Raw genomic sequence first — 21283 nt, 5'->3', positions numbered from 1 at the left:
GGCCTGCTGAAAAGAACGCGCTGCAACGGTATGACTGGACAAAGGAAATTCAGCTGAACAATGCATTGAACGTTTTTTCGTCAAGGCCTACAGCATCAAAATCTGATGCAACAAGGGCGTCATCACTTTTATCTTTGCTCACCAGAATACCGGCCAGGCAGTCGGAAAACGCGGCGGCAAACCACCGGATGGTTGTGGCGTTATGGGCACGCCGGTTATACTTGATGCTCAGGTTCAGGTGCTCTCTAATAACCATGGCGTTGATCTCGAGTTTTGCGGTCATAACATTGGCGGGATCGCTTTCCCGTCCATGCGGAATATCACTGATCGAAAAAAGCTCATTGTGCAGCTCGCGACCGAACTGGCCAAGGTAGTTCAATCTCACTTCGGCGATCCGCGAAGGCAGGTGTCTTACCGGCGGGTATTTACGCAAGCCATAACCCAGTCCATGGTTCGGAATGGCGTGCAGCTGTTCCCTGACGGATCTTAGCTGGTCATCAACAGGCCCCTCTGGCAACCGAATGGCTACAGGATACAGGGCAGTGAACCAACCCACCGTTCTGGAAACGTCTGTGTCTTCAAGGTGGCGTCCGTGGTTCTCCATTTCGATCACAAGATGGCTTGATCCCGTCCAGCGCTTCAGCGTTTGGGCCAGGGCCGCGGTCAGCAGTACCGGTACGTCTGATTGATGCTGCTTCCCCTTCTGACGCAACAGGGAGGCTGTATGCTCGCGTGTGGTAGTCACCGACAATGTATCGGAATACATTTCGGTCCAATCAGTAGTCTCATGATCACACGGAATGGTAAATGGCACCTGCTCAACCTCCTGCCAGTAATCCGTCTCCGCATCCAGGTTCCGGTCAGCGGCAAGCGCGGAAAGAGCCCGCTGCCAGTCGATCAACGATGCCGTTTTTCTCAGATTACCCACGGTCTCTCCTTTTTCAAGTGAATGATAAAAGAAATGCAGGTCTTCCAGCAGGATCCTCCAGGAAACGCCATCCACCACCAGGTGGTGCGCGGTGATCAGCAACAGATCATGGGCGTCTTGCCGCCGGATCAACGCAGCCTTCAGCAGCGTGCCGGAGGCCAGATCAAAACCGCTTTTGACTTTCTCGCAGGCTTCTGTCACACTGTCAATGCTTCCACCGGAGCCGGCATGGTACTCTTCAACGGTGAACCCGTTCAGGTGCTGCGGGTTGAAGAATACTACCCTGCGGTCAGAGTCATAATTCATCCTCAACCCGTCATGCTGCCTCACGAGGTATTTAAACGCTTCGTTCAAAAGCCGTGGGTCTGTTTTTCTGTTCAGTGTAAGCAGGATGGATTGGTTGTAGTAACCTGGTTTATTGAATGGCTGGCAGGCAAACCAGGTTTCAATCGGTGTCAGCGCCCGCGCTCCTTCCACCAATCCTTGCGTATAGTGCTTGCTTACATGCGCCACGCGTGCATGAAGCAGGATCTGCCCGATGCTTTGATACGTGAGAATATCTTTTACAGGCAGGTGTATCTGATGATCGGCCAGCCGCGAGACAACCTGCACCGCCTTGATAGAATCTCCGCCGAGCTCAAAGAAATTGTCACTACGCGAGATCCGTTCTTCGCCCAACACATCTCCCCAGATCTTCACCATCAATGCTTCCATTGTATCATCATGCCTTGTGGTTTCGGCCACCCGCTCCGCAGGTGCTGGTAAAAGGTCATAAGCGATCTTTCCGTTCTGCGTAAGGGGGATCTCAGCGATGTGTGTAAAGCGCAGGGGAATCATATAATACGGCAGGCGCCTCGTGAGGTAGTGCTGAATGACGGTCTCGTCGACAGGCTCTGTACGCTGATAGTAGGCGTATAAATTCTTCTCGCCTTTTTTATTTACGTTGACGGTCACCAGGGCCGTGGTAATTCCCGGATAGCCCACAAGGTGACGCTCGATCTCCTGAAGCTCGATGCGATGTCCATTGATCTTTACCTGCAGGTCGGCACGCCCGATAAATTCGATGTATCCTTCCGGAAGTATCCTGGCAAGATCGCCGGTCTTATACATCTTTTGTTCCTGTACGAAAGGGTCAGGAACGAACCTGGCGTTGGTGAGCGACTCCTGATTCAGGTATCCCTTCGCCAATCCATCTCCTGCAATATAAAGCTCACCGCTGACGCCTTCCGGAACCGGCTTCAGGAATTTATCCAGCACATAGATCCGGGTGTTGGCGGCCGGCACGCCGATGGGCACAGCGATCCGTTCTTCCTCAGGATCGAACCGGTGGATCATACACCCTACCGTTGCCTCGGTAGGTCCGTATTCATTATATATTTCCACCTTGCCCTGAAACGCATCGAAGATCTTCCGGGCAAGGCTGGTCTCCAATTGCTCGCCACCAACGATAAATCGTTTAACCCTTATCTCAGAGAATGGCCATTGTCCTTCTGCGAGCAGCCGGAGATGTGACGGTGTCAGTTTGATCACATCACACTTATTATCGGAGATAACATCCGCCAGTGCAAGGTTCCGTTCCGACTCTTCATAGATCACGATCCTGTTGCCCGTAATGAGCGGCGTGAAGATCGAGGTAACGGTCAGGTCAAAAGAGATGGACGTGAACAAGGGAAAAGCAACCTGCTCACCCTTGCAGTAGTGCTCCGCCGCCCAGCAGCTATAATTGGTCAGTGAGCGATGCCCGATCATAACACCTTTGGGCGATCCGGTAGTACCAGAAGTATAAATGATGTATGCCAGGTCGCTGGCATTGGTGGTACTGGCCAGCGAGAATCCCTGTGATGCCAGGGGCTGCACATCGGTATCAACTACCGGGATATCGAACATGGGAGAAAGTGCGCCCTGAAAATTTTTACCGGCGATGATCAATTGGCAACGGCTGTCGGCAATGAGAAAGTCAATGCGCTCGGCGGGCAGATCAGGGTCGACCGGCAAATAGCAGCCTCCCGCCTTCAGCACCGCCAGCAAGCTGATCACCAGTTTCGGAGACCGCCTGAGCAGAATGGCAGCAATGCCGTTGGGCAGCAAGCCCTGCTCGCGGAGGTGCACCGCCAGGTCGTTTGCCTGCGCGTTCAGTTGCCCGTACGTGATCCTGTCATCCCCGAATTCAATGGCTATCCTGTCCGGAGCAGACCTGGCCTGCTCCTCGAACAACTGGTGCACTGTTTTATGCAACGGATAACTCCGTTCTGTGGCATTGAATGTGAATATTAACTTTTGATGATCATGCGCCTTCAGCAGCGACAGATCACACAACCTTTGTGAAGGGTCGTTCAGCACGTCAAGCACCAGGTTAGTGAAATGGCCGACCAGCCTGTCGATGGTAGCGCTCTGAAAAAGATGGGTTGAATATTCGAATGCAAATTGCGGGCGGTCGCTGTTATCAAACACCTCCAGTGAAAGATCGAATTTGGAAATGCCCGGATCGAAAAAATACGGCTGCACTGAAAATCCACAACCGGGTACTGCCGGCATGTCCATGTTCTGATAATTGAACATCGTGTCGAATACAACGTTCCTGCTAACGTCTCTCGCCGTCTGCACCAGCGGCACAATATCTTCGAAGGCAAGATCCTGGTGGTCGAGGGCCGCAATGACGTTTTGCTTAACGGCCTTCATGTATTCCGTAAAAGTCTGGTCTGCCCGTGCGGGCGTTCTGATCGCGAGGTTATTGACGAACATGCCCTGCACACGCAGAAGGTCTGCATGCCTGCGACCTGAGACCGGGATGCCGATGACGATATCTTCCTGCGCTGTGTATTTCGACAAGAGCACATGATAGACTGCCAGGAGCAAAACCTGGAATGTGCACTGATGGGTCTCCGCCAATCGCCGCAGTCTTTCCGTGATTTGTTTGTCAAGGTTAAACGCAACCTTTCCACCTTCTGTACTCCATACCGCCGGCCTGGTAAAATCCAGTGGCATTTCCAGTACGGGAAGCCCATGCAGATAATGTTGCCAGTAGCGCTTCAGCGCCTGCGATTGTTTTGTCACCTCGCTTCGCTCCCACGCAGTGTAGTCCTTATACTGCACACGCTGCTCGGGAAGTGTTTTGCCGGCATAGCATTGAAGCAGCTCATCGAGGAAATACCCGATGGATAACCCATCAGCAATGATGTGATGAAAATCAAAAAACAACACGTGCTCCGCGGGACTGATCGTCAGCAGACGCGCCCTGAACAAAGGGCCACCCAGGTCAAAGGGTTGAACCAGCGCTTTCAGCTGCACATGGAGATCACTTTGAGTGCACGGCTGGGTTTCCAGGAAAAATCGGGTGCTGTCGTGCACGATGAAGCGGGGCTCCGCTCCTGCGCGAAAGGTTGTTCTCAGGGAATCGTGGCGCCTGATCACGGCCCTGATCGCCTGTTCGAGGCGGCGCGCATCCACAACGCCGGAGATCCGGAAGGCTACCGGAATATTGTAACCGGTGGAAGACTTGTCGGCCGCCCACAGGTAATAGAGTCGTCTTTGTGCCGAGGACAAAGCATAGTGCGCCGCCTTCTCAATGACGGGCACCGGCTTCTGCATCACGCTTTCCCGCGCATCGATCTCTTTCGCCAGCGCAGCGATGGTTTGGTTGGTATACAACACTTCAAAGGGAAGATCGACACCCAGCTGCCGCTGCACCATCATGCCGGCTTCCGCTGCCTTCAGGGAATTTCCGCCGATCTCAAAAAATCTGTCCGTCAGGGTAACGGTGTCAGTCTTCAAAACTTCTTTCCAGATCGCGAGGAGCCGTTCTTCGGTTGACGAAAGCTTGTCACCTCGATCAAATGCCTTTGCATCCGGTTCACCAGTCAGCATCGGCTCCAATGCTTCTATTGCATCCTTGAAATAACCTTCCCTGTATTGCTCCAGTAATTTGAATCGCTGAAGTTTTCCACTGGTGGTTCGTGGAATATCTTTTACCGGTACCACACGGTCGATCTCGAGCCCTGCCCGAAGGTTAACGACTGATCGCAGCGCATTGGCTATCGGCACAAACGTCTCCAGGGAAGCCCTGTGGAAAACAAACGCCACAATTTCGTCTCTTCCCGTTGCTGCATTGAAAAAACCAGCCACCACAACCTTGTTAAGCTCCACACCTTCTATCGTTTCGGCTATACGCTCAATGTCGTGAGGGTAATAATTCTGGCCGTTGACAAAAAAGATGTCCTTGGCCCTTCCGGTAACATACAATGTGTTATGCCTGAAAAAGCCCAGGTCGCCGGTGCGCAGCCAGCCATCGCGGCCAATGGCATTATCGGTCTCGGCTTCGTTATTATAGTACCCGGAGGTAACGTTGTTGCCTTTGATTTGTATGTGGCCGATCGTATCATCACCAACTTCGGCATTGTTCTCATCCGTGATCCTTACCTGGCAGTGATCGATGGGTTTTCCAACATTCACAAATGAAACGGACTGGTCACGGCTTGCGTTCTCCGATACTTTGCCCCCTACCATCAGCTGGTTTCGATCCAGGTGAACCGATATCACTTCATCTTCAATACCGGAGATCGTAACAGCCAGGCTTGCTTCCGCCAGCCCGTATACAGGGCACATCGCGCTGCTTCTTAGTCCGTACTGCCCAAACCGCTGCATGAACTCATGGCACAACGTGTCGGATACTGGCTCGGCTCCGTTATATAGTATTCTTACACGCGACAGGTCCCAGGAATACTCATCAGCAGTCGCACAGTGTTTTAAGAGGTACTTGTACCCGAAATTAGGAGAGCACAGAATGCTGATGCCGTACTCACTGGCTTTGTCCAGCCACAACGCCGGTCTTCTGACAAAGAGACTGGTGGGAATAAGGTATTGATTCATTCCGCAGAGCAGCGGATTGAGGTGAAAACCGATCAGGCCCATGTCGTGCGTCAGCGGCATCCAGCTGATCATGGAGTCAGTCGCCGAATACCCCGCGGCACGGCTGATGGCCGTCATGTTCGTCAGCAGGTTCTTATGGGTGAGCACCACACCCTTGGGTGCGCCTGTTGATCCGGAAGAGAACTGTATGAACGCGATGTCATCTTCCTTGACGGGATGGATATTCCCCTGACTGGTGGACGCCAGCACCGCTTCCACATCGATCACACGGTCAACAATTGCCGCGTAGGTTGTTCCGTAGCCACGCCGGCTGGCGAACTCACCGAGCTTCTGCAGCGCATCGGCCTGCGCCACCAGGTACGCGTTATCCAACACGGGCCATACATTGAACAACTTCTGCACGTGGTCGTCTGTGCGGCCTGTCGCCAGTGGCACCGGTATCATATTTCCGAGAACGCATCCCCAAAAAAGAACGAGAAAAGTACTGAGGTCGTCGATCTGGAATACAACTTCGTCTTTGGGGGAGATGCCTTTTTGCTGCAGGTATGACAACGCATTCAGGGCGCGATGATACAAGGTATCATACGGGAGAAATTCTTCGCGGTTGCCTTCTTTCAAAAAAGTGATGCCCGCATGAGAATATCTCACTGCCTCAAGCGCCTCGATAAGATTGGCAGGTTGCATGAATCGGTAACTGGTTATGATATGCTAAAAACTGTAAACCTTCGGCTGAAGGATGTGGTTGATATGTTGCACGATCTGCTGCGTATGATCGTGCAGAAAGAAATGTCCGCCGTCGAAATACCGGATGTTACAGGTTTGTTGCGTATGCTCCTTCCATCCCTGGCATTCGTCATCATCAAGATCATCGTATTTCCCCAAAAAAACAGTGATGCTGCTTTCCAGGGGGCGCACGTCGCTGCGGCGGATTGCCGTTTCCGTTATCCTGAAATCGTTCTTCAACACGGGCAGAAACAAGTCCAAAAGCTCTGGGTGATCGAAAAATTCCGGTGGTGTTCCGCCCAGCTTGAGAACCTCATCCCTGAAGCGCTCGTCACTCATCAGGTGAAACATTTTTTCGTCGTCACGCTTGATATGGGGAGCGCCTTTACCTGAAAAGAAAATATGTGCGGGCTGCGGCTTCCCTCTTTCGCGAAGAAATTGGGCCAGCTCATAGGTGATGAGGCACCCCATGCTGTGGCCGAAAAGCGCATAGGGCATACGATCGATCTCGTTAGCGATCAGCTTGTAAATATCCATTACCGCGGCGGGTATGTCCTTGTAAAGCGGTTCATGCATACGGGTTCCCCTTCCTGCCAGTTCCACCGGTCGCAATCTGACACTGCGATCGAGATGCGCTACCCATGGGTTATACACCATGGCCGATCCGCCCGCATAGGGAAAACAGAATAGCGTGATCTTATTCATGCTGCAAAAAGGTGCGCTTCACTGTTAAAGCTCAAAACCCTTGTTGAACTCCACCCTCCATTCCAGGCGTGAGAGTTTTTTTTCCTCGTTCTGCCGGTATTGAAACATCTTATGCCGGCTTAACTCCTTCCATATTTCTTCGAGCCTCGAATCTTCAGTAGGTGTTAAAAAAAAGATGGCCGCCGTCAGCCTGGTCAGAATGCCTTCGTAGGGAATTTCCCATTCCTTAACCAGGCGCTGCTCTTTTAACTGATCCAGGTGCTGCTTCACCGCGTTGATCTCTGGTACGTTTCCAATTCTCATAGTGTGTGAATTTTACTGTTCTCGTAAGCTGATCATTCGTAAAACCAATAGGTTACTGGCCTCGTCAGGCATTATCATAATAGCCGGGATACTCACCTTCATCATCGATCTGTGGATGATACCGGTCACGCCATTCTCTGAGCACGGTCTGCGTCTCGTCGGGTGAGGCGCCCGGGATAATCTCGAACACCAGCATCTTGATCCAGGGGCCCTGCATGAACTTCAGCAAGCCTGTACCCTCCGGCTTTTCAAAAAGCATTTTTACCGCTTCTCTCAGGTTGTCGGTTTCAGCTACATACCTGCAGTTGACCGGAGCTTCGTCAACGATCCCAAAAATGCCGAACACCGCTTTTTCGGCAGGGACTTCATCGAGGTTATCTTTTCCCTTCAGGTTATACGCCCTGTGCCAGATCTCGAACGTAACAAGTGTGCTTATACTTTCCATGGTAATGATAATTTAGGTACGGCTACAATAAGGTAATATCCGGGCGGAATTTCAGATCGCGCAGTGTCACGATTTGTGATCGCGTCGCCTGGCGAAAGAAATGAGTGCGAGACTCCAGGCGATACAGTCGAGTGATATCTTGAATAGCGGATAATATAAAATGGAGTACATGCGTCGGTTCCTGAATTCATACGATTCGCGCGGGGCGATGAGCAAAGCATTCACCGATAAAAAAAGTGACGAACAATAAACCAATCCCAGGTAGATCAGCAGCAGCTGCACATTCGCAAAAACGCCTATCAGCATAATGAATGGAAACAGCAGCACAAAATTAACCCGCAAAAAGTCTGCGATCGTTCGGATGCCGATGGTGCTGAATTTCCTGATCTGATGGAAGTAATATCGTCTCTCCTTATGAAAGGTCTCGATATACCCCAGGTTCCAGCGTACCCGTTGCTTGATGAGCGACCGGAAGGTTGAAGGCGGTTTGGTGAGCGTCAGGATATTCTCGAAGTAAAACGTCTTGTATCCGAGCTTGAGCCCGAGCAACGTAGCCTCCCGGTCTTCACCACTTCGAAGGCCGCTGTGCCGCTTGTAAATATCCTCCAGGGTCTTTCTCTTGTAACAGCAGCCTGCCCCCGGCATCACCGGAACGCTTTGTTCGCTGCGATGGAACTTATAACACGTTCTTGACATGGAATATTCGAGCTGCTGGAACAGGAAAACGCTTCCATTTCCTTCAAAGGGCAGCATCCTGAAATAACATCCCATCAGGCTGTCGTTTCGCAAAACCGACAAATTGCTGAAGAATAAGTCCAACCCGTGAATCTCGGTATCAAAATCCGACAGGATCACAAACTCGTGCGAAAGCGCCAGTATGGTCTTGTATAACGCGCCCACCTTGTTGGCGTTCGGTGTGATCATGGAAACAAAAAATGAGTCCGGGTTACGGTCCTTGAAAGACTTGATCTGGGCGAGGCTGTCATCTGTCGATCCATCGTCGATCACCACCACGTCCAGCGTTTGGTGAAACTGTTTTGCGATAGCACTGAAGTAAGCCAGTCTCGATCGGAAATCGGTGCCATTAGAGCTTTCGTTATACTGGGGAATGAGAAGCGCGGCGGGCTTCTTCCCATCAGGAGCATCGCCATACCAGTGTATCGCGGCTGGCTGTTTTTCTAAAGAATCCATCTTCTGTTATCGCTTTCTGACAGCAGACCATGAAACGTGGAGTGGCGAATCCGGTGCCTCCAGCGTTTTGTCAACGATCTGCATGAATTGATCGATCGCACTGAAATCGAGCTCCTTATCGAGCACGGATCTCCGGTAATGGCATGACACCAGCCAACCATTGGTGAAATGGCTGATATCGAACCTGACCGGGTAAAAAGGCGTGTGCGCAGCCCCGGTCGTTTTCAGATTCCTGACGTCAAACATTTCATCCTTCCTGATGTGTGTTACATTGTTATAATAGGCAACACAATACGGATCAGCATTAAAATCGAGCGCCCTTCTCGCATAGTACCGGTGTGACAACGCCTGGGTGTACTGTTGAACAACCGTATCGAACAGGGTACTGAACGTATCATTTTCCTTTATCGACACTTTCAGGTAGATGCCCGAGATCAAATAACCAACCACACCTTCCAGCTTTTCCCGATCACGGCACAAAAAAGGCATCCCCAGGACAAACTGCGATTGCTGAAAAGTAACATAAAGCCACAGGTAAAGGCACGCGATGAAAAACAACGACTCGTTATCGTATTTGCTTTTGATCTTATGCAACCTGCCGGCATCCAGAAAGAACTGATGGATCGCAGCATTGTCTTCCGTTCCACTTTTTATAATGGGCAGTTCCCCAATCCCGGCTACAAGCTCACGCTTCCAGTATGCCAGGTTCTGCGATCCGGTCTTCGAAGCGTTAAACGTCTTTTCCCAAAGCGCGAACTCTTTCATCTGAAAATCCAATACCGGCAACTGCGGAGCACGCCCTTTGGAAAAATTTTCGTAACAATGGATGAAATCTTTCTTGAGGATCTCCAGCGACAGATCGTCAGCAATGATATGCGCGATCACGAGCACCAGCACATATTGTCTGTCGCGCATTTTCGCCACCACCACTTTGAAGGGTGGACCGGTGCAAAGATCCAGCCTGGCACTGACAAATGATTCATAGTTCTCGCTCAGCGCATCCGCATCGGGCATTTCTGACGAGAAATCGATGAGCGCTATGGGAAGCTTGAATTTATGATGATCATGGATCACCTGCGTGAGCGTGTTACCGGAATATGAAAATGTTGTCCGCAAACCCTCATGCTGTTTCATCAATGCAAGAACCGACTGCTTTAATATTTCATAATCGAGCGTATCGAATATAAAGGAGCATGAAATATTACCGGAATAGTTTTTCGTGTTCAGCGTATACTCCCACTCAGAGTGCTGGCGCTCCGTGGCGGGATATTCAGCCTGTGGCGGGATCCTGATATTGTCTGAGCTTGTTTCCTCTGAAGCGAGGCCTGGTTCGGAAAGAAGCACGGTTTGAATGTACGTGATCAACTCTTCCTTGTGAGTCCTCACCTCGTCAATGATCCGCTGGTCCGCAAATCCCTGAGGCAATTGCAGCTTGAGGTTATTTTCGATGACCCGTATGGTCACCCCGGAACGTTTCAATCTGGAGATCAGTTCTTCCATTCAAGTTCCTCCGGGCTGGACTGTAGTGACGTAACAGCCTCCACCACATGGCTCGCTATATTAAATGAAAAGGCTTTCATGAGTCCATCTATTTTGACCACTAACCGGGTGCTGTTATTCTTTTTAACAATCACACCCTCCATTCCAACAAACTGCCCGTATCCGATCCTCACCCTCATGCCTTCCTGAAAATATTCTTCGGTGGCCACCTGCACATCTTCGCTCAGCACCTTCTTTATGTTCATGATCTCTTTTTCGCGAACAACAACGGGTTTCTTTTCTATCGAGACGAATTTTATCAGCTCCTTGATTGAAAAAAGGGATACCCGCTTGGTTTCGTTAACCTTTACAAATACATAGCTGGGAAACAGCGGCACCTCCAATTTTTTCTTCCTGTCACTCCACTGCCTGATCACTTTGTGCATGGGCAGGTATGACTCGATGCCCATTCCGTTGATACTTTCGGCCACCTTTTTTTCTGATTTTGGCATGGTGTACACAACATACCATTGAGGGTCAAACATTTTTTCCATATAAAGAAATGAATAAGCGCCTGACAGCTGAAAAATGTGAACCTGTAATTCATTGTTCACCAGGCCAGCCGTTGCTGGTCCGGTAGTGAGTATTGCTCGTCACAACTGTGGGGCGGTGTGGCGACGGCAAATGCACCTGGCTAAAATGATTTTCGTCGACGCAACTTATACGAATAGAAGCACGGCGGGGCTGGTCTGGGCAACATGCATTGCGCCAGATAGAGCTTCGCTAATGATAAGTCACAACCGACTTAAATACCTTGATGAATTACTTTTCCGAGATCGGGAATTCTGGAAAATACTTTGGTCAACATTCACGGCTACAGCCATCTGGTGGGGTTGCGCACATGCTAACTGTAGGCATATGCGATGGCGTTGCGCATGAACGTAGTCAAACTTAGAAAAAAAGAATTTTCCGAACAAGATATGGTTTCGAAAAAACGCAGCGAAACACGATGAACCTCCGGCGAATATTTTTTTATTGACGTCGATCGTCAAAAACAGACGTTAATCAAACAACTCACCCTCTAATCGCTCGATAAGTTTTTTCAATTCCTTGATCGCCGTGACATCTTTATCGTTGATGGCTCTGTTGATAACACTTACAATCGACGCTTTTATTTTTTTCATCCTGTCTTCCTTATTCAGAAATGCCGGTTCCAGACTCTTGAGAGTCTCCTGCGCTTTTGTTATTTTCTGGGCTTTGATTCGTTTAACGTCTTGCTCCACCTCGTCGAGGATCTCATCCCTGATCCGTTTGGCCTTGTTAAAAAGGTCTGCTTCATTCCTGAAAGTAAGCTTATCGGATTCTTTATGCTCCGTTAGAATGCGGATGTCGGCTTTTTTAATTTTAGACTCACCGGAGAGGATCTGCAATTTCAGACTGGGATTGCTTTTTCCGATGATCTCCACACCCTCGGCAAATTTCGCATCGCGTTTGATGGTGCTCTCACTGACCTTAAACTGCCCGGCCAGCACCTCCGACGTCGAAAGTCCACTTTGACCTTTAGATTGGATGTTTTTATATCCGCCTTTCGCCTGCTTGATCGAAAGGTATTTCACGCCCCTGTAATAGCTCATCTGGTCAGGGGTCAGGTTCCTTCTGCCCATCTGGTTGTCAAGCATCCAGTCCTTCACCTGGTCCATGTCCGAAAAACCAAGCTTCTTTATTTTATAGGGCAATCCGTGCTTCTGGCAGATCTTCAACCTGTTATGGCCGTCCACCAGAATGTTTGTTCCGTCTGGTTTTTGCCATACTATCAGGGGATCCCTGCATCCATCGCTCAATATACTTTGCTCTAAAATATTGAACTCTTCCGCTGACAGGGGCAAAATGAAATCCTTAAGTACTTTCAGTACTGTTATTGAGCTACCTTCAACCATGATTAACGTAAGGCTTACCGGCATTTCAAATTTATAACGCTCCGGCTACAGTAATAACGTGTAATAATGTGTCCGGTTTTCGCCATTTTCGAACGGTTAAATCCTACCAATTGAGTGAATCAACGATTAAATAAAACTTAAACGTGTTGAACTATGCCTAAATCAATGTAATAAAAAAGACAAAAAACGCAAAATAATGCATGTATGGTTTTCTATATTTCAATTCATTAACCTGACATAGAAAGGAGGGTTTCCAATGTGCGAATTGAATGAAGACCTGCATTTCCACACCGTGGATTTTAATCTGGTATTGAATCTCAGTATCTCAGGAAGCGTCACCGGCACCTTTCTCCCCCTGACAGAATATGGAACAAAGAAGGAGTATCCCTGCGTAGGATGCTACTACATTTCGGAGACCGATGTTATCAATCTCGCATTCATGATAGAATGGAGTCCCTCTACCGAGACAACATGCGACTTCACCTGCTTCTCCGGGCAGATCATAAAACAGAATATTCTGATGCTTGACTGGATCCTGATCAATCAGAAAGACGGCAACAACTATGCAGTGAATGGAAATGCTTTTCTGTATTCATCCAAGTCTCAGGAAAGAAAAGAGAATATCACGGAGGGTGTAATGCCCTTCCCCATAAACGTTAAGCTGGTTGAGAACTGACCCGTGTTGGGTTCTTGTGATCGGCTTCAAAGCTTCAACATGATTGCTGAAGCTGCAGATACTTATTCTGGCCCGTCTCTTAATCACCCATGGGCTCCCACAACTCAATTTTGTTGCCTTCGATGTCAAGGATGTGAACGAACTTTCCGTAATCATACGTTTCTATCTCATCCAGCACCGTCACGCCTTCCTTCTTCAACTCCGCCACCAGTGCCTCCAGGTTTTCGACTGTATAATTGATCATGAAGTCCCGCGATGAGGGCTCAAAATATTTGGTCTTGTCTGAAAAAGGACTCCATAATGTATATCCCTTACGGCCCGGATCCCCCTCCTGCTGCCACATAAACTTGGCGCCGTATTGGTCCATGTCTAAGCCGAGATGGGTCTTGTACCATTGTTTGATCTTTTCCGGATCCTGGCATTTGAAAAAAATGCCGCCAAGTCCTGTTACGCGTTTCATTGTATGCTTTTTAGCCGGGTTGTTAAAATTGAATTGATCACAAGATAGTTGAATTTCCCCGATCATTTATCGAGCCGGCGTATCGGACTTTGTGACTTTCCTTACAACACAAAACGGACCTTTAGCGGCGTTTAACAGTTTATCACCGTAGTTGACTATCGCCAAAATGATTTTTCAGCTACAATTGTCTTGCGCTACAAGAAAGTACCGGTGCTTTGCAACAAATGTCCGATGCACAATCGCCAGGCAGGTGAAAACATAAAACCTGGGTAACCATAAAATATGACAACCTCTTCACTGCTTCCGCTGCTGGTAATTCTAATCAGCTGTGCTCCCAAGAGGACAACAACGGCTGATGTAACGCCGGCAGACAGTCTCAAACCAGTTCCCCCGGCAGTAAACGAAGCCATCCAGCACGAATTTCCAGGAGCATTACCCTATGCAACAGCCATCGACTCGATCCTGGCAAGGCTCGCTCGTGCAGGGATTTCCAGCGAAGACATTCTTTGGGGCCAGTCAACCTGCGTGGACGACATTACGAACACCAAGAACAAGATCGTCCATCCAGAAATCAAAGGCCCCTTTATTTTCGGTGGACTCGCCGGTTTGCCCTTCACGGGGATCACGGGCACTGTTGCATTCGCGCATCATGTTCCACATGGCGGAACAGCTGTGCTGTTTCTGGGACCGCACATAGGGTACAGCACAGACGACGGATGGGGTAAAATTCACAGGCATGGCCAGGATCATGCCAGCACCTGTTGTGGCGCACTCCATGCCGCGCTCGACAAGCTCAGACAACATACCATTCACCTGGCAACACCATCCGAAGAAGATTACCAGGAACAAACCATCGAGCAGTTGGCACTGGCTCACCAGGACGAAATACTTTCAGCAAAGGAACCGCTGGTGCAGTTCACGCGAATTGTGCATAGCGAAGCCGAGAAAAGAATGACCTACTATGCATCAAAAGTAAAATCGAGGGACTTCGCCTATGGTGTCGTACTGGTTGGTGTCATTATCAATACGGATTCCGCCTTTAACGATTACCTGTGGATCGATCATTTCGCCATCATCGACATTGAGAACGAACGATGGCTGAATGATCTCCAGGATATGAAAGCCGAAACGTCGTCTCACTAACGTCGATGCCAGGCAGATAAATTCCTCCTGCTACCGGCACAACGCAACCCTTTAACTTCAGTGGAGCGAGTGCAATCCTAATTTATTTCCTTCTGTATCGGTAAACACGGCATAGAAACCCATATCAGGTCCTATTTCAGTTTTTGGGGTCACTATCCTGCCGCCATTCGCTTCTATCTTGTCTGCCACTTTTTGCAAATCATCACCCCCATTCAAATAAATCACGGTGCCGTCAACGGAAGGTTTATAGCCATCAGCATGGAGCAGCTGCACAACTGTACCATCACCTGCGTTGGGGAATAACCCCATCTTTATACCTTCCATCTCCACCACCTCGATGTTGATGGCTAAGATCTTCTGGTAAAAATCCATTGCCCTGGAAAAATCAGCGGTAGGAATTTCAACGATTGAAACTAAATTTTTCATACGACCCGTTTTTTGATGTACAATGGTGCTACTTTTCTCGGTTTGCGAATGAGTGCTGTCGCGTTGGGTGCAAGCCGTTACACACACGCTTGCCGCGATCAATGAGCTGATGATTGACCTGATCATTTTCTTCAATAGTGAATTAACAATGCAAGTGTACGGGGCCTGACAAGGCGGGAATTGTAAAAATGCGACACACTAATCTTTTTTATAAAAAAGTGACGACAGCGCCATGGTGCCGTCTTCTAAAAATGCGCGGGGTGTTGTGCCGGTAAATTCTTTAAAGTCTTTAATAAAGTGGGCCTGGTCGTAATAATCACTTTCATAGGCGATCTCCGTCAAACTTTCGGGCTGCCGGTTCAGCAATCTCTTCAGGGCAGATTGCAGCCTGATCACTTTACCCAGTTGTTTCGGGCTGATGCCGATCTGTTGAACGAACTTCCGCTCCATCTGCCTTCTCTTTGACAGGTCATCTTTCAGAATGGTGTTTATCGCGGTGTTTCCACCGGTTGAAAGTATGGTATCAATGGTCCGCTTCACAACGTTATCAATGATCGTTTTGTCGGTCAGCTTTTCCAAAAGGAAGGCTTCTACTATTTCGATCCTTGCGGACGTGTTCGCTGCCTGTATGATGGCTTCGGTCAATGCTTGTGAAGGCTCATCACCGAACAATAAAGCCAGCGGTGTCTCTTTGTTGGCTAATTTCTTGATGGACGAAGAAACAAAATTTGAAAAACCATAAGGATAAAAACGAACGGCAAAGGAACTGACGTAACCTGATGGCTGCACATAAAATGGCCCGGTGATTTGTCCGAGAACCATTTCGCGGGGTTGAATGATAAATTCATCTCCGGAGGTAAATCGCTTTACATCGTCGCCGAGAATAAAGATCATGTCGATGCATCCGTCAGGGATGATGAGCTGTTTTTCAACGTCTTTTTGAGCGGGAATTTCCAACGTCCAATAACATTTTACGACCGATCTCAGATCTGACTGGGGCTGGAATGTTTGGTAGTTCATTGAATAGCCGCGTTTTCCTAACTGATAACGTTTAGTCCGGGCTACAATTTACGTTTTTAGCACCATGCAACATAAAAATGCTGTCATTAGCGTGCGGTTGAAAACTGTTTTTTTTCTGGCGTACGTCTATATTTGAAACGATCGTTATTCAGCAAGAAATTTTTTGATCCCGGCAATTACCTCCTGGGGCGATGTGAGCTGGGGAAAGTGCCCCTTGCCTTTCAGCCTGATCAGCATACTCTGTGTAAGGTGGGCGTGCAGGTAATCGCCAACTTGCAGCGGCGCCATAACATCATCTCCGCTTTGCAGTATCAGGCATGGCTTATCGAATTTCAGCAGGTCCTTTCTGTAGTCGATAAAGAATGAAGCAAGCGCGAATTGTTTTAGCAGGTCCTTGTCATTGGCAATAAATGTACGGATCACTTCATCAACCAGCTCAGGCGGGTTCGACTGATTCACTATCGATGGCATCGCACTTTTGGCCCACCCGATGTAATCTTCCTCTATTTGTTTAATGATCTTGTCCACATCACTTTTTTGATGGCCACCAATGTAGCCTTCAACGTCATCGAGGTATCGGGGCGATGGTGCGATGAATACCAATCTGCTGTAAATGTCCGGTCTATTAAGCGCTGCGATCAGGCCTATCATCGAGCTGATCGAGTGGCCGATAAAGATCACATTCCGCAGGTGAAGATGGTCACACAAATCGTTCACATCATTGGCATAACCTTCAAGGCTACGATACTTTTCGCAGTTGAATAAATTTCTATCAGACCTGCCACACCCCACATAATCGAACAACACTATTTTGTGATCGGCTTCAAACGCTGGAGCTACCAGCCGCCAGGTTTGCTGATCAAGCCCCAGGCCATGCCCAAAGAGCATAACCTTGTCTCCCTGGCCTGTTATGTTCAGATTGTGCTTCTTATGAAGATCTTTTGCTGTTGCTTCCATGCGGCAGACTTGAAGCCTGAATGATCAAATAACATGCCCGAAGCGCCAACTGTCAGCCGCTTCACCGGTCAGGCTGGAGCGCAAACGGTCCCTGATGTGCCAACAGCAACCGATAGCCTGAACGGGTACTGATAAAAACTTCAGCACAGCCGGTAAATCTTTTTTGGCATGTAAATAATACGTGGAATCTGATAAGTCATTAAAAGGTGATTAGAACAATTCTGAACCTGGATGTATTCGAGCAGCGCTTCAAGAGCATGTTCAAGGAAGCTCCTTTCTCGGCGGCCTTGCTCTCGGGCGATGACTTTCTCATTGAGATGGCCAACGATGCCACATTGATGCTGTGGGGCAAGGACGAGTCCATCGTTGGAAAACCGCTGCTCGAAGCGATGCCAGAAATGGCGGGGCAAGCCGTTTTTGAAGATCTCAGGCGGGTTTACAGCACCGGTGAAACTTTTGAAGGACAAGAGCGGACGGCTTATCTGAATCTGGGTGGCACGCTTAAAAAGGTTTACGTTAACTTCATTTTTAAAGCAATCCGTGACGACAACGGTCAGATCGCGGGTGTGCTGGCAGTGGGTTACAACGTCACCGACCAGGTTGTGGCCAAACAGCGCCTTGAACAGGCGGAGGCCCGTGCAAGAATAGCAATTGAATCCGTGGGGCTCGGCACGTTTGAAAAAGATCTGGAAAGGGGTGAATTTTATGCTTCCAAAAGACTTGATCAGATATTCGGCTTCGAACGGCCGGGGCGGCATGAAGATTACGTTTCAAGGCTCCATCCCAACGATCAGGGTATACGTGAAGCAGCCCATGGCGCCGGTTTAGAGAGCGGGCTGCTTTCTTATGAAGCCCGGATCTTTAAGCACAATGGTGATGAAAGATGGGTGAAGGTGCACGGCACTTATCTGTTCGACGAAAATCACCGGGCTGTACGATTGATCGGCACCGTACATGATATCACAGAGGAAAAGCTTTCGCTTGAAAATCTAAAGGAAAGCGAAGCACGGTTCAGAACCTTGATCACGGAAACCCCGGAAGTTGGCATGGCGCTGTATTCAGGGCCGGAGATACGGATCAAATACGTCAACAACGTGATGCTTGGGTTCTGGGATAAAGATGAATCGGTGATTGGAAAAACGATCCGGGAGGCCATGCCGGTACTGGAGGGCCAGCCATTTTTTGATCAGTTCGATCAGGTATATAAAACCGGGATCGCTTATACGGGAACCGAGCAAAAGGCAATACTGGAACGCGGCGACAAGCTTGAGGCGCGTTATTTCAACTACACTTACAAACCACTCAAAGACAGCGCTGGAAAAGTTTACGGCATTCATCACATGACCGTTGATGTGACCGACCAGGTGAAATATAAACTTGCTCTGATAGAACGGGAAGAAAGTGTGCAAAGATTGTTTGAGCAAACGCCCGTAGGAATTGCCGTATTCAAAGGGCCTTTGCTGGTGATTGAGATGGCGAATGAGACCATGCTTCAGTTTTGGGGCCGCAAGCGGAATGAAGTAATTGATCAGCCGGCATGGAAAGCGCTGCCGGAAATAAAGGACCAGGGAATAGACAAAATTGCGGAAAATGTCTTGCAAACCGGAGCCCCCTATACGTCGCCGGAAACGCAGATCACGGTGATGAGGGCCGGCAAACAGGAAACCATTACCGTCAACTTCGCCTTCCAGCCACTTCGCAATACTGAGGGAGGTATTGAAGGGCTTTTAGCGATTGCCAACGATGTGACAGAGATCGCGAACGCCAGGCAGAACGCTGAAAGAAACGAGATGCGTTTGCGCGCGCTTGCAAACTCGATGCCCCAGGTTGTATGGATCGCCAATGAAGACGGAAGTGTTGCCTATTACAACGACAGGGTCCAGGCGTTTGCAGGCGCAAGAAAGGATGATAACGGCGTATGGCATTGGGAGGGCATGGTGCATCCGGATGATCTTACGCAAACATGGGAAACATGGAGCAGGGCTGTTAAAACACATCAGGTGTATCAGATCGAACACAGGATCAAGATGAAAGACGGCTCGCACCGGTGGCATTTGAGCAGGGCTTATCCCTATGAGACCGATGAGGGCATAAAATGGTATGGTACCGCCACGGATGTGCATGATCAGAAGACCCTCGAAATGAATCTTGAAAGTCTGGTCAGGGAACGCACGCTCGAGCTTCAGCGATCCAATGACGATCTGCAACAGTTTGCCCACGTGGCGAGCCACGACCTGAAAGAGCCGCTAAGAAAGATCAAAACATTCAGCTTCAAACTTCAGGACGAGTTCCAGAACACACTGGGTGACAGGGGAAACACCTTTATCAGGAAGATCATCAGTGCAACGGATCGGATGTACGCGATGATCAACGGGGTGCTGAACTACGCCTCGTTAAACGCGGGCGAACATGGCCTTCAGCATGTTGACCTCAATAGAATCGTCAAACACATCCTGATAGACCTTGAAGTACCGATCGGCGAAAAGAAAGCGATCATTGATTTTGCGAACCTGCCGCAAGTGTATGGCAATGCAGACCTTCTTTATCAGTTATTCTACAATTTGATCAACAATGCATTAAAGTTCTCGCACGAAGGGATCCCGTCGAAGATCTCGATCTCATCCGCCACGGAGGAACAGGATTCAAAGGAATACCATGAGATAACGGTTGCAGACAATGGGATCGGGTTTGACCAGGTGTATGCGGAAAAGATCTTCAGCACATTTTTCCGTTTAAATTCCAAAGACAAATATGAAGGCTCGGGCCTTGGCCTTGCGCTATGCAAGAAGATCGTGGAAAGTCACCGTGGATCCATCAGCGCCAAAGGGCAAAAAAATGTCGGTGCTGAATTCAAAATTCTATTACCCAAAGAATGAAAAAAATCCTGTTAGCCGATGACGACTCAGACGATGCTGAGATATTCCAGGAAGCCCTGCAGTACGCTTGTCCCTCGGCGCTGTTCATGCGCTTTGAAGATGGCAAGCAGTTGCTTCAACACCTGGAAACAAACCTATCGAGCCTGCCCGATCTGATCTTCCTGGATCTTAATATGCCGGAGATGAATGGATGGCAGTGCCTTGCCGCATTAAAAACGAATCATAAACTAAAAAGCATTCCTGTGATCATCTACACCACTTCCTCCAATCCAAGGGACAAGGAAATTGCGATCGATCTGAATGCGCACGGTCTCATTGTAAAACCAAGCAATCAAAAAGCGCTTGAGCGAATCCTGTCCATTGTCGTTTGTAAGCTGGGCAGCCATGACCTGGAGCACGCCATTAACGACGCATACCTTCTTTCAAAAGAAAACTGATTCCCTCTCCTGCTTATACTATTTTAACAGCCAGCGAAAATGGTATCTTTGTTAACAAACGCGGAATAAATGAAAACAATGACCTGCAAACAACTGGGCGGAGCCTGCAACCAGACCTTCAGCGCCAATAGTTTCGACGAGATCGCCATGATGGTGAGCAAGCACGCGCGTGAAATGGTACAACAGGGCGACGCAGCGCATATCGAAGCGATGAACGAGATGCGTAACGCCATGACGTCCCAGGAAGCGATGACTGCCTGGATGGACGAAAAACGAAAAGCATTCAACAGCACACCGGATGACAATGGATAAACGATGAAAAACGCGTCACTATTAATTTTCGCTCTTTTGCTTTGCAGCAATCTGTTAGCACAGGATGAAAACAAACAAATGGTCCGCCTGGCAAAACTGGTGATCGATTCAACGCAGCTGGAAAGTTATAACACGTTTCTGAAGGAAGAAATCGAGGCCTCGGTTAAGGCTGAGCCCGGTGTATTGACCTTATATGCCGTTGCCGAAAAGAACAGACCAACGCACATCACTATTCTTGAGATCTACGCAAACGATGAAGCGTACAGAAAACACATCCGGACGCCACACTTTCTTAAGTACAAGAACGGTACTCAGGGTATGGTAAAGTCGCTGGAGCTTATCGAAACAATACCGCTGATCCCTCACATGAAGATCAAGTAGGGCAGGCTTTCAAAAAAA

Annotated in this window: 18 protein-coding genes; 6 read left to right on the top strand and 12 right to left on the bottom strand. The window is 49.0% G+C overall.

What is annotated here, in order from left to right; all coding sequences use genetic code 11:
* Nucleotides 1-49: 49 nt before the first annotated feature.
* The 8 genes from KK083_RS01010 to KK083_RS00975 form a co-directional block, all read right to left on the bottom strand.
* Entirely contained in the window at nt 50-6478 is a 6429-nt protein-coding gene (locus KK083_RS01010; RefSeq protein WP_254159300.1) for a non-ribosomal peptide synthetase, read from the bottom strand.
* Between the two features lie 24 nt (nt 6479-6502).
* A complete protein-coding gene (locus KK083_RS01005; RefSeq protein ID WP_254159298.1) occupies nt 6503-7222 on the bottom strand; it encodes a thioesterase II family protein in 720 nt (239 codons plus the stop codon).
* Between the two features lie 24 nt (nt 7223-7246).
* Complete coding sequence (locus tag KK083_RS01000; protein WP_254159296.1) at nt 7247-7525, bottom strand: hypothetical protein; 279 nt, start codon at nt 7523-7525, stop codon at nt 7247-7249.
* 64 nt (nt 7526-7589) lie between these two features.
* On the bottom strand, nt 7590-7970 hold the full coding sequence (locus KK083_RS00995) for a hypothetical protein (RefSeq protein WP_254159294.1): 381 nt from the start codon (nt 7968-7970) through the stop codon (nt 7590-7592).
* Between the two features lie 66 nt (nt 7971-8036).
* Nucleotides 8037-9161 (bottom strand): glycosyltransferase family 2 protein, encoded by a 1125-nt coding sequence (locus tag KK083_RS00990; RefSeq protein ID WP_254159292.1) that lies wholly within the window; start codon nt 9159-9161, stop codon nt 8037-8039.
* A gap of 6 nt (nt 9162-9167) precedes the next feature.
* Nucleotides 9168-10661, bottom strand: a complete 1494-nt coding sequence (locus KK083_RS00985; protein WP_254159284.1) for a condensation domain-containing protein — start codon at nt 10659-10661, stop codon at nt 9168-9170.
* On the bottom strand, nt 10649-11194 hold the full coding sequence (locus KK083_RS00980; RefSeq protein WP_254159282.1) for a UpxY family transcription antiterminator: 546 nt from the start codon (nt 11192-11194) through the stop codon (nt 10649-10651). Before KK083_RS00980 ends, KK083_RS00985 begins: the two co-directional genes overlap by 13 nt.
* Nucleotides 11195-11701: 507 nt before the next feature.
* On the bottom strand, nt 11702-12577 hold the full coding sequence (locus KK083_RS00975; protein ID WP_254159280.1) for a ParB N-terminal domain-containing protein: 876 nt from the start codon (nt 12575-12577) through the stop codon (nt 11702-11704).
* 256 nt (nt 12578-12833) lie between these two features.
* On the opposite strand from KK083_RS00975, the gene KK083_RS00970 reads away from it, so the two are divergent.
* On the top strand, nt 12834-13253 hold the full coding sequence (locus tag KK083_RS00970; RefSeq protein WP_254159278.1) for a hypothetical protein: 420 nt from the start codon (nt 12834-12836) through the stop codon (nt 13251-13253).
* 79 nt (nt 13254-13332) lie between these two features.
* Here KK083_RS00970 and KK083_RS00965 read toward each other — a convergent pair whose 3' ends face one another.
* Nucleotides 13333-13713 (bottom strand): VOC family protein, encoded by a 381-nt coding sequence (locus KK083_RS00965; RefSeq protein WP_254159276.1) that lies wholly within the window; start codon nt 13711-13713, stop codon nt 13333-13335.
* Between the two features lie 282 nt (nt 13714-13995).
* Here KK083_RS00965 and KK083_RS00960 point away from each other — a divergent pair, with 282 nt between their 5' ends.
* Nucleotides 13996-14856 (top strand): LCIB family protein, encoded by an 861-nt coding sequence (locus tag KK083_RS00960; protein ID WP_254159274.1) that lies wholly within the window; start codon nt 13996-13998, stop codon nt 14854-14856.
* 57 nt (nt 14857-14913) lie between these two features.
* On the opposite strand, the gene KK083_RS00955 is transcribed toward KK083_RS00960, so the two are convergent.
* The 3 genes from KK083_RS00955 to KK083_RS00945 all read right to left on the bottom strand — a co-directional run bounded on the left by KK083_RS00955 (nt 14914) and on the right by KK083_RS00945 (nt 17259).
* A complete protein-coding gene (locus tag KK083_RS00955) occupies nt 14914-15282 on the bottom strand; it encodes a VOC family protein (protein ID WP_254159265.1) in 369 nt (122 codons plus the stop codon).
* 198 nt (nt 15283-15480) lie between these two features.
* Nucleotides 15481-16302, bottom strand: coding sequence for an AraC family transcriptional regulator (locus tag KK083_RS00950; protein WP_254159263.1), 822 nt, complete (start codon nt 16300-16302; stop codon nt 15481-15483).
* Nucleotides 16303-16446: 144 nt separating this feature from the next.
* Nucleotides 16447-17259 (bottom strand): alpha/beta fold hydrolase, encoded by an 813-nt coding sequence (locus KK083_RS00945; protein ID WP_254159261.1) that lies wholly within the window; start codon nt 17257-17259, stop codon nt 16447-16449.
* A gap of 206 nt (nt 17260-17465) precedes the next feature.
* Here KK083_RS00945 and KK083_RS00940 point away from each other — a divergent pair, with 206 nt between their 5' ends.
* The 4 genes from KK083_RS00940 (at nt 17466) to KK083_RS00925 (ending at nt 21265) form a co-directional block, all read left to right on the top strand.
* Nucleotides 17466-20135 carry a PAS domain-containing sensor histidine kinase gene (locus tag KK083_RS00940; protein WP_254159259.1) on the top strand — a complete coding sequence of 890 codons (2670 nt, stop codon included), beginning with the start codon at nt 17466-17468 and terminating at the stop codon, nt 20133-20135.
* The gene (locus KK083_RS00935) at nt 20132-20572 is read left to right on the top strand and encodes a response regulator (protein ID WP_254159257.1); all 441 of its coding nucleotides are present in this window, start codon (nt 20132-20134) and stop codon (nt 20570-20572) included. The genes KK083_RS00940 and KK083_RS00935 overlap by 4 nt, the downstream gene beginning before the upstream one ends.
* Nucleotides 20573-20641: 69 nt before the next feature.
* The gene (locus KK083_RS00930; protein ID WP_254159255.1) at nt 20642-20884 is read left to right on the top strand and encodes a DUF1059 domain-containing protein; all 243 of its coding nucleotides are present in this window, start codon (nt 20642-20644) and stop codon (nt 20882-20884) included.
* Nucleotides 20885-20962: 78 nt separating this feature from the next.
* Nucleotides 20963-21265, top strand: coding sequence for a putative quinol monooxygenase (locus KK083_RS00925; protein WP_254159253.1), 303 nt, complete (start codon nt 20963-20965; stop codon nt 21263-21265).
* Nucleotides 21266-21283 lie beyond the last annotated feature (18 nt).

Source organism: Chryseosolibacter histidinae (assembly GCF_018598225.1).
Taxonomy (GTDB): domain Bacteria; phylum Bacteroidota; class Bacteroidia; order Cytophagales; family Cyclobacteriaceae; genus Chryseosolibacter; species Chryseosolibacter histidini.
Note: the sequence above shows the minus strand (reverse complement) of the source record. Positions and strands in the feature narration are given on the sequence as shown.

What these genes read in the sequence shown, in the direction of transcription:
- KK083_RS00955 (WP_254159265.1), bottom strand. Translation starts at nt 15,282, where the DNA reads ATGAAAAATTTAGTTTCAATCGTTGAAATTCCTACCGCTGATTTTTCC.
- KK083_RS00935 (WP_254159257.1), top strand. Translation starts at nt 20,132, where the DNA reads ATGAAAAAAATCCTGTTAGCCGATGACGACTCAGACGATGCTGAGATA.
- KK083_RS00990 (WP_254159292.1), bottom strand. Translation starts at nt 9,161, where the DNA reads ATGGATTCTTTAGAAAAACAGCCAGCCGCGATACACTGGTATGGCGAT.
- KK083_RS00945 (WP_254159261.1), bottom strand. Translation starts at nt 17,259, where the DNA reads ATGGAAGCAACAGCAAAAGATCTTCATAAGAAGCACAATCTGAACATA.
- KK083_RS00960 (WP_254159274.1), top strand. Translation starts at nt 13,996, where the DNA reads ATGACAACCTCTTCACTGCTTCCGCTGCTGGTAATTCTAATCAGCTGT.
- KK083_RS01010 (WP_254159300.1), bottom strand. Translation starts at nt 6,478, where the DNA reads ATGCAACCTGCCAATCTTATCGAGGCGCTTGAGGCAGTGAGATATTCT.
- KK083_RS00985 (WP_254159284.1), bottom strand. Translation starts at nt 10,661, where the DNA reads ATGGAAGAACTGATCTCCAGATTGAAACGTTCCGGGGTGACCATACGG.
- KK083_RS00930 (WP_254159255.1), top strand. Translation starts at nt 20,642, where the DNA reads ATGAAAACAATGACCTGCAAACAACTGGGCGGAGCCTGCAACCAGACC.
- KK083_RS00965 (WP_254159276.1), bottom strand. Translation starts at nt 13,713, where the DNA reads ATGAAACGCGTAACAGGACTTGGCGGCATTTTTTTCAAATGCCAGGAT.
- KK083_RS00970 (WP_254159278.1), top strand. Translation starts at nt 12,834, where the DNA reads ATGTGCGAATTGAATGAAGACCTGCATTTCCACACCGTGGATTTTAAT.
- KK083_RS00950 (WP_254159263.1), bottom strand. Translation starts at nt 16,302, where the DNA reads ATGAACTACCAAACATTCCAGCCCCAGTCAGATCTGAGATCGGTCGTA.
- KK083_RS00995 (WP_254159294.1), bottom strand. Translation starts at nt 7,970, where the DNA reads ATGGAAAGTATAAGCACACTTGTTACGTTCGAGATCTGGCACAGGGCG.
- KK083_RS01000 (WP_254159296.1), bottom strand. Translation starts at nt 7,525, where the DNA reads ATGAGAATTGGAAACGTACCAGAGATCAACGCGGTGAAGCAGCACCTG.
- KK083_RS01005 (WP_254159298.1), bottom strand. Translation starts at nt 7,222, where the DNA reads ATGAATAAGATCACGCTATTCTGTTTTCCCTATGCGGGCGGATCGGCC.
- KK083_RS00975 (WP_254159280.1), bottom strand. Translation starts at nt 12,577, where the DNA reads ATGGTTGAAGGTAGCTCAATAACAGTACTGAAAGTACTTAAGGATTTC.
- KK083_RS00980 (WP_254159282.1), bottom strand. Translation starts at nt 11,194, where the DNA reads ATGGAAAAAATGTTTGACCCTCAATGGTATGTTGTGTACACCATGCCA.
- KK083_RS00925 (WP_254159253.1), top strand. Translation starts at nt 20,963, where the DNA reads ATGGTCCGCCTGGCAAAACTGGTGATCGATTCAACGCAGCTGGAAAGT.